Here is a 15638-nt window from a genome sequence, read left to right on the forward strand (position 1 = left end):
TATAATTTTGTTTACTTTCATAAAAAACGTAATTTTATAATATTCTTATTTTCAAACTGAAAAAACTTAATTATATTGTTTTATCGGGTTTTTTAAAAAAATACAAATCATGATATATTTTTTCATTTCAAATTTTTATATAAATTTGCCGAGAATATGTAATAATTGAAATACTATTGATTATGATGAAAAAATTAAGAATTACTGTTACTACGATTTTATTAGCGATATTTTTATTTACTGTAAGTTGTAATAATAAAAATAAAAATTCCTCTCCTACAACAGAAGAGGAAAAAACGGCTAATAATAATGAAAATCAAACAGATTCCACTACTACAAATACTTCTCCTACAACTTCTGAGGAGACCTCAAAAAATAATAATGAGGAAAATGGAACTGCGTCTGAAAAAGACAAAATAACTACTGAAGAAAACGAAAAAAATAATAAATAATTTTAAAAAATTAAAAGCAAAAAAGAGAGAACCGTCGTGCGCTCTTTTTTGCTTTTTAATAAAAAAAATAATCAACTTTTAATTCTTGCTTTCTTACCTTTAAGAAATCGAAAATAATAAATTTTCGCTCTACGAACTTTTCCTTTTTTATTAATTTCTATTTTTTTTATATTTGGTTGATTCAAAATAAATATACGTTCTATTCCTATTCCAACACTTATTTTTCGAATAGTAAATGTTTTAGTTAATCCTTTTCCTTGTTTCTTTATAACTACTCCTTTAAATGATTGAATTCTTTTTTTTTCTCCTTCTTTAATTTCAAAAAAAACAGTAATGGTATCTCCAGAATGAAATAAAGGAAAATCATTTTTAGAAATAAATTTTTCTTCCGTGTATTTAATCAAATTTTGTAACATAAATATTTATAATTTTTGTACTTCATATACAATTTTTTTTGCTAATAAATCAGCTCTTTTTTTTGAAAAACTTTCTGTATGTATTCTAATAATATTTTCAGTATTAGATTTTCTTATATGAATCCATTCATTATTTAATAAATGAATTTTAATTCCATCATTAAAATTCATTTTTGTACCTTTGTATTTTTTTATGATTATTTTCAATAATGTTTTAATTTTATCATGAGAAGAAAATCGTATCTTTTTTTTTGACATAAAATAATTAGAATATTTTTTTTTTAATTTTGATAATGAAATATTAGAAAGTTTAGCTACTTGAGTTAAAAACAAAGCAATTCCTACTAACGCATCTCTACCATAACGTAATTCAGGATAAATAATACCTCCATTTCCTTCTCCTCCAATAACAGCATGAACTTCTTTCATTTTTTTAATAACATGAACTTCTCCTACAGAAGTAGAATAATAAGGAACTCCTTTTTTTATAGCAAGATCTTTTAATGCATGAGAGGAAGATAAAGTAGTAACAACAGGCCCTAATTTATTAGATAATATATAATCAGCTATAGATACTAAAGTATATTCTTCTCCAAAAAAATCTCCATTTTCACAAATAAATACTACACGATCAACATCTGGATCTACAGATATTCCAAAATTTGCTTTTATTTTTGGAACTTTATTACATATTTCTTTTAAATTTTTTTTAATAGGTTCAGGATTATGAATAAAATCTCCATGAGGATTACAATGCATTTCTATCACATGAACTCCCAAATTTTTTAAAAGTATAGGTACGGCGATTCCTCCTGTTGAATTAATTCCATCTATTACAATTTTAAATTTTGCTTTTTTAATAATATTTATATCTATAATAGGTAATGCAAGAATTTTTTCTATATGTTTTTGAATATAATTTTTTTTATAAAAAAGATTTCCTAATTTTTTATAAGAATAAAATCTAAAATTTTCTTTTTTTGTTATATCAAATAATTTTTTAAAATCTTCTTCAGATAAAAATTCTCCATAAGAATTAAACATTTTTAATCCATTCCAATTTTTAGGATTATGACTAGCTGTTAACATAACTCCTCCATCTGCTTTTTCATTTATAATAGCTATACCAACAGTAGGAGTTGTAGATAAACCAATATTTATAACATCTACTCCAAGAGTTCTAAAAGTAATTATTAAAAAATCTTGAAATAAATAAGAAGTAATTCTACCATCTATACCTAAAATGATAACATATTTTTTCTTTTTTTTATATTTTTTTTTCATCCAAGAAATATATCCAGCAGAAAATTTAATTATATCTATAGGAGAAAAACCTTCTCCTACTTTTCCTCCTAATGTACCTCTTATTCCAGATGAAGATTTTACAAGTGTCAAAAATTAATAAAATTTTTTTTTATTTAAAAAACAAAAATACAAAATTAAAATTTATTCAAATTCTATTACTTTAATAGTAGAAATTTTATTAATAATAAAAAAAATAGGAAAAAATATTGTAACAAAACAAATCAAAATAATAGATGCATTAATAATAAAAATATGAATTATATTAATATCAATTGGAACATATTCTACAAAATATTGTATTTTATTTAGTGATATTAAATGAAATTTTTTTTGCAGAATTAATAAAGTAATTCCTATAGAATTTCCTATAATTAATGATGGAATAAATATTTGTAAAATATAAAATATAAATATTTTATGTATAACCTTGTTTCTAGCTCCTAAAGTTTTTAAAATACCTATAGTTCTAATTCTTTCTAAAAGCAGTATTAAAATAAACACAATCATATTTATTACCAATGATATAAAAACAATAAAACTAATCACGATAATATTTATATCAAATATATTTATCCATTCTAGAATATCATAGTTATTATGATCATAAATATTTTGAATTAAAAAATTATTAGATACTTTTTTTAAAATTTTTTTTTCAATATTTTTTTTATGAAAAGAATATAAAAAAATTTCAAATTTTTTAAATAAATCTTGTTTATATCCATAAATTTTTTGAATATCTTTTATATTTCCAATGATGTATAAATTATCAAATTCTGGAATACCTGTTTCATATAAACCAGATACTATAAAATTTTTGGATAATATAACAGGAATACCTTTTTTTTTGAAAAAAATAAAATCGATTTTTATATTTGATCCAATATCTAATTTTAATGATTGGGATATTTTTTTTGATAAAATAACGTTGTTATTGTAGTTATAATTTTTTTTTTTATTGTAAAAATTCCCCTTAATTAAAAAATATTGAAAAAAAATAGGATTATAATCTTGATACAATCCTTTATATATATATCTTCCTATTGTATTATTATTTCCAATAATTATATTATTTTCAATAATTCCATGAATTTGTTTAATAAAATTATAATCAAAATATTTTTTTAAATAAAATTTTTGATTTTTTTTATAAAAAAATGAATTTTTATTTTCAACAATAATTTGTCCTCTAATATTTAAAAATTTATTTTTTATGATTTTCTTAAATCCAAATCCTATAGAAAATGTTAAAATTATAATAATTATACCAAAAGATATTGTTGTTTGAGTAATAATTACTATTGTTCTAAGTATTTTATTTTTACTACAATCTTTCCAAATTGTTTTTTTAGAAAAAAACCATTCAAAATTCAATATTTTTTTATTTTATATCTTCATCTAAATAATTTTCATTATTTGAATTATATTTTGGGTAATTTTTGTCAAAATCATCATAAGACGACATAAAAGAGTTTTCTAAATCTAAAAAATTATTTTTATAATCTTCTTCCCAAATTAATGAAGAAGATTTTTCTTCTTCTAAATTTACAAATTTTGCTTGATCACTTATAAATTTTAAACGAAATTTATCTAATCCTCCATTTCTATGTTTAGCTATTATAATTTCGGCTTGACCAATACAAGAATCATTATTTTCATCAGAATCCCAAATTTTAAATCCATAATATTCAGGTCTATAAATAAATAAAACTATATCTGCATCTTGTTCTATTGCACCTGATTCACGTAAATCAGATAATAAAGGCCGTTTACTTCCACCTCTTGTTTCAACAGCTCTAGAAAGTTGAGATAAAGCTATAATAGGAATATCAAGTTCCTTAGCTAGAGATTTTAAATTTCTAGAAATAACTGATATTTCTTGTTCTCTATTTTGCAATTTAGATCCATTATCATTAATAACCATTAATTGTAAATAATCTATGAATATTAATTTTACTCCATGTTGAGATATTAACCTACGACATTTTGTACGAAAAGAAAATATAGATAAAGAAGGTGTATCATCTATAAATAAAGGTGCATTTTTTAAATTTTTTGTTTTATTATTTAAACATTCCCAATCGAATTTATCTAAATTAGCTTTTTTTATTTTTTCTGAAGAAATACCAGTTTCTGATGAAATTAATTTTGTTATTAATTGAATAGAAGACATTTCTAATGAAAAAATTAAAACCGGAATTTTTTGTTCTATTACAATATTTTTAACCATTGATAACATAAAAGTTGTTTTCCCCATTCCAGGTCTAGATGCTAATATAATTAAATCAGAATTTTGCCATCCAGATATTATTTTATCCATTTTATAAAATCCAGAAGAAATTCCACTTAATCCTTCTTTTTCTACTTTTTTTATTTTATCAATAGCTTTTTTTATTAAACCTTGAGTTGTTTCATATTTTTTTGTAACAAAATATTTTTGATTTATTTCAAAAAGTTTAGATTCTGCATAATCTAAAAGATCAAATATATCTGTACTTTTTTCATAACATTTTTGAATAATATCAGAAGATATACTAATTAATTTTCTTAAAATAAACTTTTGTAATACAATCCTACTATGATACTCTATATGTGCAGAAGAAATAACTTTTTGTGTTAATTTTATCAAATATAACTCTCCTCCTATTAATTCTAATTTTCCACTTTTATTAAGTTCATTTGAAACTGTATATAAATCAATTGGTTTAGAATTATGATATAATTTTTGTACAGATTCAAAAATATATTGATGTTTTTTTTTATAAAAAACTTCAGGAAAAAGTATATCAATAACTTCATCTAATCCTTTTTTATCTATCATAATAGCTCCTATTATAGCTTCTTCTAAATCTAATGCTTGAGGAGGTATTTTTTCTTTTTTAGAATAAAAATTATTTTCTTCTACTTGTTGTATCCAATTCATTTTATTTTAAAATAATTTCAAAAAAAAATAAAGTATAAATAAAATTTTTAAATATTTTCATCAAAAAAACCTATAGATATATACTTATCTTTTCTTTTTTTAATAATAGATTCTATATTAATAATAGATAATTGTTTATAATATTTTATAATTTGTTTTTTTACTAATTTAAAAGCTTTTTTTGGATAAAAATGAGCTCCTCCTAAAGGTTCTTTAATAATATCATCTATAAAATTTAATTTATACATATCTTCTGCTGTTAATTTTAATGATTCTGCTGATTTTTCTTTTTTATCCCATTTTCCCCAAAGTATTGTAGAACAACTTTCAGGAGAAATAACAGAAAACCATGAATTTTCCATCATAGAAATTTTATCACCTATTCCAATTCCTAAAGCCCCACCACTAGCTCCTTCTCCTATAATTAAAACAATTATAGGAACTTTTAAACACATCATTTCATAAATATTTTTTCCAATAGCTTCTCCTTGACCTCTTTTTTCTGCTTCAATTCCAGGAAAGGCTCCAGGTGTATCAATAAAAGTAATAATAGGTTTACGAAATTTTTCTGCTAGTTTCATCAAACGTAATGCTTTTCTATATCCTTCAGGATTAGGCATTCCAAATCTTCTATATTGTCTATCCTTAGTATTTCTTCCTTTTTGTGTTCCTATTAACATAAAAGTATGATCTTCTATTTTTCCAAAACCTCCTACTATTGCTTTATCATCTCCAAAATATCGATCTCCATGTAATTCTATAAAAGAATCTTTTTTTGTTATAAATTCTATATAATCTAAAGTATAAGGTCTATTTGGATGTCTAGATAATTGAACTCTTTGCCAAGGAGTTAAATTACTATGTAATTTTTTAATTGTTTTTTCTAATTTGGATTGTAATTGATTACAAACCTCTTTCATATTTATACCACTTTTTTCTTCTATTAAAATACAATTAAGATATTGATTTTTAATTTCTTGTATCGGTCTTTCAAAATCTAAGTATTCCATATTATAGAAAAAAATTTATTAAATAGTAAATGAACGTATATATTCATTATTCATCATAGAAATATATTCTGTAGATATTCCTTTTGGACATTCTATTTCACATGTTTTTGTATTAGTACAAGAACCAAATCCTTCTTCATCCATTTTATTCACCATTTTCAATACCCTTTTTTTTCTTTCTATTTTCCCTTGAGGTAATAATGAAAATTGTGAAACTTTTGCAGAAACAAATAACATAGCAGATCTATTTTTACATGCGGCCACACATGCCCCACATCCAATACATATTGCTGCATCAAAAGCTTTATCAGATTCATTTTTTGAAATAGGAATCATATTTCCATCTATTGTTTTTCCTAATGTATTTACAGAAATAAATCCACCTGATATGATAATTCTATCAAAAGAAGATCTATCTACAATAAGATCTTTAATAATAGGAAAAGTTTTAGATCTCCAAGGTTCAATATATATAGTTTCACCATCATGAAAACGACGCATATGTAATTGACAAGTCGTAATTAAATTATCTGGACCATGAGCCCTTCCATTAATATATAAAGAACACATACCACAAATACCTTCACGACAATCGTGATCAAATGCTATTGGAGAATTATAATATTCTTCTTTATATTTATATTTTTTTATAAGTTGATTATTTAAAATATCTAGCATTTCTAAAAAAGAACTATTAGGAGATATATCAATAACTTGATAAGTTTTAAAAAACCCTTTACTTTCATTATTTTTTTGTCTCCATATTTTTAATTCAAACTTCATAAATTTTTTCATATTTTTCTTATTTATTTATAAGATCGTGATTGCATTTTAATAAAATTATAATTTAAATTTTCTTTATACATAATTTCATTACTAATAGATTGATTTTCTTTATTTTTCCATACAGAAACGTATTTATAATGAATATCATCACGAAGAGCTTCTCCTTCTTTTGTTTGAAATTCATCTCTAAAATGACTACCACAAGATTCTTTTCTATTTAAAGCATCCATAGCTATTAATTCACCTAATTCTAAAAAATCTGCAACCCTTCCTGCTTTTTCTAATTCAGAATTTAATCCATCTTCAATTTTTCCAGGAATAAAAACATTTTTCCAAAATTCATTACGAAGTTCTTGTATATTTTTAATAGCTTTATATAAACCTGTATGATTTCTACTCATTCCTACATATTCCCACATAATATTTCCAAGTTTTTTATGAAAAAAATCAACTGTCGTATTTCCATTATTTTGAAAAAGTTTTTTAATTCTATTTTTTACATTTTTTTCTGATTTATTGAATTCTTCATGCTTTATAGATATTTTTTTTGGATTCTTTACATATATAGATAAATAATCTGCTATAGTATATGGTAAAATAAAATATCCATCAGCTAAACCTTGCATTAATGCAGATGCTCCAAGTCTATTCGCTCCATGATCTGAAAAATTTGCCTCTCCTATTACATAACATCCAGGTATAGAAGACATTAAATTATAATCTACCCATAAACCTCCCATTGTATAATGAACCGCAGGATAAATTTTCATAGGATTTTTATAAGGATTTTGATTAGTTATTTTTTCATACATATGAAATAAATTTCCATATTTAGATTCTAGAACTTTTTCTCCTAAAGATTTAATTTTTAAATTTTTATATGATTTTATTCCAATTTCATTGATTTTTTCTTTTCCATATTTATCTATAGAAAAAGAAAAATCTAAAAATACGCCTTCTTTTTTTTCATTATTCTCTATTCCAAATCCCTTATCACAACGTTCTTTAGATGCTCGAGATGCAACATCTCTTGGTACAAGATTTCCAAATGAAGGATAACGTCTTTCTAAATAATAATCTCTATTTTCTTCCTTTATATCTGTAGGTTTTTTTTCTCCATTTCGTATGGAAATAGCATCTTCTAATTTTTTTGGCACCCATATTCTTCCATCATTTCTTAATGATTCAGACATCAATGTTAATTTAGATTGATAATTTCCATGAATTGGAATACAAGTAGGATGTATTTGTGTATAACAAGGATTAGCAAAAAATCCTCCTTTTTTATGAACTTTCCATATAGCACTTGCATTAGATCCCATTGCATTAGTTGATAAAAAAAATACATTTCCATATCCTCCTGATGCTATAACCACAGCGTGTGCTGTATGTTTTTCTATTTCTCCAGAAATAAGATTTCTAGCAATAATTCCTCTAGCTGTACCATCTATAACTACTAAATCAAGCATTTCATGACGATTATACATTTTTATTCTACCTTTACCTATTTGTCTAGACATAGCAGAATAACAAGATAATAAAAGTTGTTGACCGGTTTGTCCTTTAGCGTAGAATGTTCTAGAAACTTGTGTTCCACCAAAAGATCTAGTTTCTAAATATCCAGCATAATCACGAGCAAATGGTACTCCTTGAGCTACACATTGATCAATAATATTAGAAGAAATTTCTGCTAACCGATAAACATTGGCTTCTCTAGATCTATAATCCCCTCCTTTGATTGTATCATAAAAAAGTTTATAAATAGAATCATTATCTCCTTTATAATTTTTAGAAGCATTAATTCCACCTTGAGCGGCTACAGAATGTGCTCTTCTAGGAGAATCTTGATAACAAAAAGCTTTCACTTTATATCCTAATTCAGACAAAGAAGCACAAGCAGATCCACCAGATAATCCAGTTCCTATAACAATAATTTCTATATTAGATCTATTATTAGGTGATACTAATTTTAAATAAGATTTATGATTCTCCCATTTTTTACTAATAGTACCTTCTGGAATTTTTGAATTTAATTTTAAAGAATTTTTAATCATTAATAAAAAAATATTGGTTATTTTAATTTAATTACCATTGAAAAAAAACCAAATAGCAATAATAGAAAATCCACAACAAATGAATAAAAAATAAAAAAAACCCAATTTTTGTATCCAAATTAATCTATTTTTATTAGATAATCCTAAAGATTGAAAAGAAGATTGAAATCCATGATTCAAATGAATTCCTAAAATAAAGAAAGAAAATACATATATAAATGTATATAAAGGATTTTTAAACAAAGAAATAACTATTTCATAATCTGAAATATGATTATTATTGGAATATTTCATAGGAATCATGAAATTTATAATATGTAAAATTAAAAAACATAAAATCAAAATTCCAGTATATATCATTGTTCTACTGCTAAATGAAGTAGTAAAATAATAATTTACGGCATAATTTATTTTTCCTTTTACTTTTTTATTTTGTAAATGTAATTTAATTCCAAATAAAATATGAATTAAAAAACCTATAAAAAGAACATATTCCATGATACGAATAAATAAATTTTTTCTCATAAAATCAACAGCTTCATTAAAAGATTTTTCTCCTGAAAAAAGAAAAATATTAACACTTAAATGTAATAATAAAAAAATCATAAGAAAAATACCTGTAGTTGCCATAACTACTTTTTTACCAATAGAAGATTGAAAAAAATTATATTTACACTGATTCACTATTAATAGAATTAACTTAATCATTGGTTAGTAAATATAATAAGATATTTAAAACTATAAACAATTTTTTTTTTTTCTAATTTTTTGTAAAGCTTCTATTAAGATATCTATATCTTTTTTTTCATTAAAAATTCCAAAAGAAATTCTAATAGGCATCATTTTATTTAACAAATTTTTATTTGTTATAGCTTTAATAACGTGAGATACTTTTTTCATATCATTATTACAAGAACTTCCTTTGGATACTGCTACTCCCATTAAATCTAAATGAAAATATAATAAATGATATTTTTTTTTTGTTGGATATAAAAAATTTAATATAGAAGGAATACTTTTATCAAAGTGGGATGATAATCCATTAAAAATAATATTTGGAATAATTTTATTCAATTCTGATATACAATAAAATTTTAAATTTTTTATTTTTTCTATATGATGTGAAAAATTAGAATAAGATAATTGTAAAGCTTTAGACAATCCTACTATTCCATATGTATTTTCTGTTCCAGAACGAATACCATATTCTTGAAATCCTCCAGTCATAAAATATTTTATTTTTTTTAAAATATGATTTCTAATAAAAACAAAACCTATTCCTTTTGGACCATAAAATTTATGAGCACTTGCCGTTACAAAATCAAAAGATAATTTTTCCATATTAATAGGAATATTACCTATAATTTGAATTGTATCTGAATGAAAATAAGCATTATATTTTTTACATAAAAAAATAACTTTATCTACTTCTAATAAATTTCCAATCTCATTATTTGCATACATTAAACTTACAAGTGTTTTTTTAGAAGAATTTTTTTTCAAAATATCTTCCATATGATTTAAATTTAATATTCCTTTTTCTTTAATTTGAACAAAATTTACATAAACATGATATTTATAAGATAAATATAAAACAGTTTGTAAAACAGAATAATGTTCTAATTGAGAAGTTATAATATGTTGAACTCCTAAATCTAATATAGAAGATCTTAATACAAGATTATTTGCTTCAGTTCCTCCAGAAGTAAAAATAATTTCATAAGGAGATGCTATTATATTTTTTGCTATTTTTATTCTAGATTCTTCTATTATAGAACGTGATTCTCTTCCATAACTATATTGAATAGATGAAGGATTTCCAAATGAGTGTTTTAATGCATTTTTCATAACTTTAATTACTTCATTTCTTATAGGAGTTGTAGCTGCATTATCTAAATATGCTCTTTTCATTCATTGAAAATTTCAATTTTATATACAAATATATAATGTATTCAAATTCTGTTTATTAAAAATGTATTTAAAAAAAATATCATATTTAATTTTGTATATTTAATTATAATAATTCCTTTATTTTCTTTATTTAATTATTCAATTAAAATTTTTCTGAAAAAAAATTTAATAATTTTTATAAAATATTTTTTGTTTTAAAAATGTTATTAAAATGTCTATTTTATTTTTATTTAAATTGAGTAAATATGAAAATAAATGTTGGATTTTTGGTCCTAATGGGGTTTGTGATTGGAATTATTGCATCTTATTTTTTTGGAAAAAAAACCATATTAAAAAAATATATTCAATTATTAGAAAAAGCTAATTTTCAAGCTAAAAAAATTAGAAAGAATGCAGAAAAAGAAGGTGAATCTATAAAAAAAAAGAAAATGCTTCAAGCAAAAGAAAAATTTATAGAACTTAAATTAAAACATGAAAAAGATGTTCATTTTAGAGAAAAAAAAATTATCGATATAGAAAATCAAATAAAAGAAAAAGAAAATAGATTATCTAAAGAAATAGAAATTTATTTTAAAAGAAATAATCGTTTAGAAACACAAATTTCTGATTATGAAAAAAAATATAAAATTCTTAAAAAGAAACAAGAAGAATTTAAAAATATGCATATTAAACAAGTAGAATTACTTGAAAAAATATCAAATTATTCTTCTGAAGAAGCTAAAAATGAACTCATTGAAATTCTTAAAAATGAAGCAAAAATAAAAGCTCAATCTTATATTCAAAATATTATAGAAGAATCCCAATTAACTGCAAAAATAGAAGCTAAAAAAATTATTATTCAAGCAATTCAAAGAATTGGAACAGAACAATCCGTAGAAAATGCAGTATCTGTTTTTAATATAGAATCAGATGATGTAAAAGGACGTATTATTGGAAGAGAAGGAAGAAATATAAGAGCTTTAGAAAAAGCAACAGGAGTAGAAATTATTGTAGACGATACTCCAGAAGCTATTCTTTTATCTTGTTTTAATCCTATACGAAGAGAAGTTGCAAGATTATCTCTTCATAAATTAGTAATTGATGGACGTATACATCCTGCAAAAATTGAAGAAATCGTAGCAAAAACAGAAAAACAAATTGAAGAAGAAATAATAGAAATAGGAAAAAAAAATATAATTGATTTAGGTATTCATGGAATACATCCAGAATTAATTAAAATAATAGGAAGAATGAAATATCGTTCTTCTTATGGACAAAATTTATTACAACATTCTAGAGAAGTAGCACATTTATCAGGAATATTAGCTTCCGAATTAGGTTTAAATGCAAAATTAGCAAAACGTGCAGGATTACTTCATGATATAGGAAAAGTTCCTGAAAGTGAATCAGAACTACCTCATGCTATTTTAGGAATGCAATGGTCGGAAAAATATGGAGAAAATATGGAAGTTTGCAATGCAGTAGGATCTCACCATGATGAAATTGATATGAAATTTCTAATATCTCCTATTGTACAAATTTCAGATTCTATTAGTGGAGCAAGACCTGGAGTAAGAAGAAATTCTTTCGAATCCTATTTAAAAAGATTAAAAAATTTAGAAAATATAGCTTTTAGTTTTGATGGAGTTAATAAAGCTTTTGCTATACAAGCAGGAAGAGAATTACGTGTTTTAGTAGAGAGCGATAAAATTGATGATAAAAAAGCTTTTCAATTATCTTGTGATATAACAGAAAAAATAAAAAATGAAATGACTTATCCTGGTCAAATAAAAGTAACAGTGATTAGAGAAACTAGAGCCATCCAAATAGCTAGATAAAAATAAAAATTATGAAAGAATTTTCTATTACTTATTTTATTGAAAAATATTTTCTTCATTTTAATGCTTTAACTTTGTCAGAAGCTGCTAAAGCATATAAATATCATATTAATAAAAATAATGGAAAAATGATGATCGCTTTAGCAGGAGCAATGAGTACTGCAGAATTAGGTAAAATATTAGCGGAAATGATTCGAAAAGATAAAGTTCATATTATTTCTTGTACTGGAGCTAATTTAGAAGAAGATATATTAAACTTAATTGCCCATTCTCATTATAAAAAAATACCAAATTATAGAGATTTAACTCCAGATAATGAAAAAAATTTCTTAAAAGAAGGATATAATCGGGTTACAGATACTTGTATTCCAGAAGAACAAGCTTTTAAAAAATTACAAAAATGTATTTTTCAAGTATGGAAAAAAGCAAAAAAAGAATCAAAACGTTATTTTCCTCATGAATATATTTATCAATTATTATTAAAAAGTATTTTAGAACCTTATTATAATATTAATCCAGAAGATAGTTGGGTATTAGCTGCTGCAAAAAAGAATTTACCAATAGTAGTACCAGGTTGGGAAGATAGTACTATAGGAAATATTTTTGCTTCATATTGTATGAAAAATGAATTTGAAACTTCTCTTGTAAAAAACGGAATTGAATATATGATGTATTTAGCTAAATGGTATAAAAAAGAATCTATGAAATATAAAATAGGTTTTTTCCAAATTGGAGGAGGAATATCTGGAGATTTTCCTATTTGTGTAGTTCCTATGTTATCTCAAGATATAGGATTTTCTACTATACCTTTTTGGTCTTATTTTTGTCAAATTTCAGATTCTACTACAAGTTATGGATCTTATTCAGGAGCTATTCCAAATGAAAAAATAACTTGGGGAAAATTAGATAAAGATACTCCAAAATTTATTATAGAATCAGATGCTACTATAGTAGCTCCACTTATTTTTGCTTATGTTTTGAATATGTAAATGTCAATAAGTATAAGTATTTATGTAAATATGTAAATTTGAATTTAAATGATTAATAAATAAATATATAATATCATGAACAATAATAATGTATACGATCTTGTTATTATTGGATCTGGACCAGGAGGATATATTTCCGCTATTAGAGCTAGTCAATTAGGTCTTCGTACTGCAATTATAGAAAAATATAAAAAACTAGGTGGAACATGTTTAAATGTAGGATGTATTCCTTCTAAATCACTTTTAGATTCTTCTAAATATTTTTCATTAGCTAAAAACCATTATTATTCACATGGAATTTTTTTTGAAAAATTATTTTTTGATTTTCAAAAAATGATGAATAGAAAAAATGAAATAATCAAAAATATGAATAATGGAATACAATTTTTAATGAAAAAAAATAAAATTGATTTATATGAAGGAATAGCATCATTTAAAACTAAAAATATTCTTTCTATATCTAGAAAAGAAAGAAAATCATTACAAAAAAAACAAGAAATACAATTTAAATATTGTATCATATCAACAGGATCTAAACCTTTATGTTTACCTAATTTAAATTTTAAAAATAAAATTATTTCTTCTACAGAAGCTCTTTCTTTAAAAGAAATACCTCATAAAATTATAATAATTGGAGGAGGTATTATTGGATTAGAATTAGGTTCTATTTTTAATAGATTGGGAAGTAAAATAATTATTATAGAAGGTCAAGATCAAATTATATCAAATATGGATTATTCTTTAAGCCAAGGAATAAAAAAAATTTTGGAAAAATCTTCTATACAAATAGAAACTTCTTTAGTTATTACCAATATTTTAGAAGAAAAAGAAGAAAATAATCAAAAAATATCAATTTATACAAAAAATAAAAATGATAAAAAAATCAAATTTACAGGAGATTATTGTTTACTATCAATAGGTCGAAAACCATATACTAAAAATTTAGAATTAGAAAATATAGGAATTAAAAAAGATAAAAGGGGATTTATATTAGTAAATAGATCGTTACAAAGTAACGTAAAAAATATATATGCAATTGGAGATGTTATAGGAGGAAAAATGTTAGCGCATAAAGCAGAAGAAGAAGGGTTATATGTAGTAGAACATATTGTTGGTCAAAAACCAAATAAATTAAATTATAATTTAATACCATCAATAATATATACATATCCTGAAGTAGCTAGTGTTGGTTATACAGAAAATCAAATTCAAAAAGAAAAAATAGAATATAATGTAGGAACTTGTCCTATGAAAATTTTGGGGAGGGCCCATACAAGTGGTTGTATAGAAGGTTTTTTAAAAATGATTTCTAATAAAAAAACAGATGAAATATTAGGAGTTCATATAATTGGAGATAATGCTGAAAATATAATAATGGAAGCATCTGTTGCTATGGAATTTCGTTCCTCTTCAGAGGATATATATAGAATTTGTCATCCGCATCCTACTTTTAGTGAATCTTTTAAAGAAGCAGCTTTATTATGTTTTGAAAATCGTTCTCTTCATATGTAATTATTTATCATATTTACATAATATATACATATATATATATGCATATGGAGAATTTGGATAATTATATAATTTTATAATGTCAAATATATATTTTAATTAATACCATGCAATAAATTTTTTTTTATAAAAAGTTCTTCTTTAGTTTCTATATTATCATTATCTGGAACACAACATTGAACGGGACATATTATAACACATTGTGGTTTATTATAAAATCCAACACATTCTGTACATTTTTCTGAAACAATAAAATATATATCTTTTTTTTTTGGTGGGTTTTCTATAATATCATTCATAAAAAAATGAGGATTTTTTTTATCATGTAAAGTAGTTCCGTCAGACATTCTCCATTTTTTTCCTCCTTCATAAATTGCATGATTAGGGCATTCAGGTTCACAAGCCCCACAATTAATACATTCTTCTGTAATTTTTATGGACATTGTAATTTTATAATTAAAAAAAA

14 protein-coding genes are annotated in these 15638 nt (G+C 23.1%); 4 read left to right on the forward strand and 10 right to left on the reverse strand.

The annotated features are described in order from the left end of the window. Positions 1-182 precede the first annotated feature (182 nt). Positions 183-452, forward strand: coding sequence for a hypothetical protein (locus tag H0H41_RS02360; protein WP_185872102.1), 270 nt, complete (start codon positions 183-185; stop codon positions 450-452). Between the two features lie 71 nt (positions 453-523). Here H0H41_RS02360 and rplS read toward each other — a convergent pair whose 3' ends face one another. Genes rplS through H0H41_RS02405 form a run of 9 tightly spaced genes read right to left on the reverse strand, consistent with a single transcriptional unit; the run spans position 524 to position 10857 of the window. Further along, complete coding sequence (gene rplS, locus H0H41_RS02365) at positions 524-868, reverse strand: 50S ribosomal protein L19 (RefSeq protein WP_185872103.1); 345 nt, start codon at positions 866-868, stop codon at positions 524-526. Positions 869-874: 6 nt separating this feature from the next. Further along, the gene (gene glmM / locus H0H41_RS02370) at positions 875-2263 is read right to left on the reverse strand and encodes a phosphoglucosamine mutase (RefSeq protein WP_185872104.1); all 1389 of its coding nucleotides are present in this window, start codon (positions 2261-2263) and stop codon (positions 875-877) included. Positions 2264-2314: 51 nt separating this feature from the next. Next, a complete protein-coding gene (locus tag H0H41_RS02375; protein WP_185872105.1) occupies positions 2315-3547 on the reverse strand; it encodes an ABC transporter permease in 1233 nt (410 codons plus the stop codon). Between the two features lie 7 nt (positions 3548-3554). Then, positions 3555-5096 (reverse strand): replicative DNA helicase, encoded by a 1542-nt coding sequence (dnaB, locus tag H0H41_RS02380; RefSeq protein WP_185872106.1) that lies wholly within the window; start codon positions 5094-5096, stop codon positions 3555-3557. Between the two features lie 47 nt (positions 5097-5143). Further along, positions 5144-6106: an acetyl-CoA carboxylase carboxyltransferase subunit alpha gene (locus tag H0H41_RS02385; RefSeq protein WP_185872107.1), complete on the reverse strand. Its 963-nt coding sequence runs from the start codon at positions 6104-6106 to the stop codon at positions 5144-5146. 18 nt (positions 6107-6124) lie between these two features. Then, positions 6125-6901 carry a succinate dehydrogenase/fumarate reductase iron-sulfur subunit gene (locus H0H41_RS02390; RefSeq protein WP_185872108.1) on the reverse strand — a complete coding sequence of 259 codons (777 nt, stop codon included), beginning with the start codon at positions 6899-6901 and terminating at the stop codon, positions 6125-6127. Between the two features lie 11 nt (positions 6902-6912). Further along, positions 6913-8946 carry a fumarate reductase/succinate dehydrogenase flavoprotein subunit gene (locus tag H0H41_RS02395; protein WP_185872109.1) on the reverse strand — a complete coding sequence of 678 codons (2034 nt, stop codon included), beginning with the start codon at positions 8944-8946 and terminating at the stop codon, positions 6913-6915. A gap of 27 nt (positions 8947-8973) precedes the next feature. After that, the gene (locus H0H41_RS02400) at positions 8974-9630 is read right to left on the reverse strand and encodes a succinate dehydrogenase cytochrome b subunit (RefSeq protein ID WP_185872110.1); all 657 of its coding nucleotides are present in this window, start codon (positions 9628-9630) and stop codon (positions 8974-8976) included. 54 nt (positions 9631-9684) lie between these two features. Then, complete coding sequence (locus H0H41_RS02405; RefSeq protein ID WP_185872111.1) at positions 9685-10857, reverse strand: cysteine desulfurase family protein; 1173 nt, start codon at positions 10855-10857, stop codon at positions 9685-9687. Between the two features lie 245 nt (positions 10858-11102). Here H0H41_RS02405 and rny point away from each other — a divergent pair, with 245 nt between their 5' ends. From rny to lpdA, 3 genes are all read left to right on the forward strand, one after another. Beyond that, the gene (gene rny / locus H0H41_RS02410; RefSeq protein ID WP_185872112.1) at positions 11103-12674 is read left to right on the forward strand and encodes a ribonuclease Y; all 1572 of its coding nucleotides are present in this window, start codon (positions 11103-11105) and stop codon (positions 12672-12674) included. An 11-nt stretch (positions 12675-12685) separates the two neighbouring features. Next, entirely contained in the window at positions 12686-13663 is a 978-nt protein-coding gene (locus tag H0H41_RS02415; protein ID WP_185872113.1) for a deoxyhypusine synthase family protein, read from the forward strand. A gap of 75 nt (positions 13664-13738) precedes the next feature. After that, positions 13739-15175, forward strand: coding sequence for a dihydrolipoyl dehydrogenase (gene lpdA / locus H0H41_RS02420; protein WP_185872114.1), 1437 nt, complete (start codon positions 13739-13741; stop codon positions 15173-15175). A 92-nt stretch (positions 15176-15267) separates the two neighbouring features. Here lpdA and H0H41_RS02425 read toward each other — a convergent pair whose 3' ends face one another. Next, complete coding sequence (locus H0H41_RS02425; RefSeq protein WP_185872115.1) at positions 15268-15615, reverse strand: 4Fe-4S binding protein; 348 nt, start codon at positions 15613-15615, stop codon at positions 15268-15270. Positions 15616-15638: the final 23 nt, after the last annotated feature.

The sequence above is a fragment of the Blattabacterium cuenoti genome (assembly GCF_014252255.1).
In the GTDB taxonomy this organism is placed as follows: Bacteria; Bacteroidota; Bacteroidia; order Flavobacteriales; family Blattabacteriaceae; genus Blattabacterium; species Blattabacterium cuenoti_J.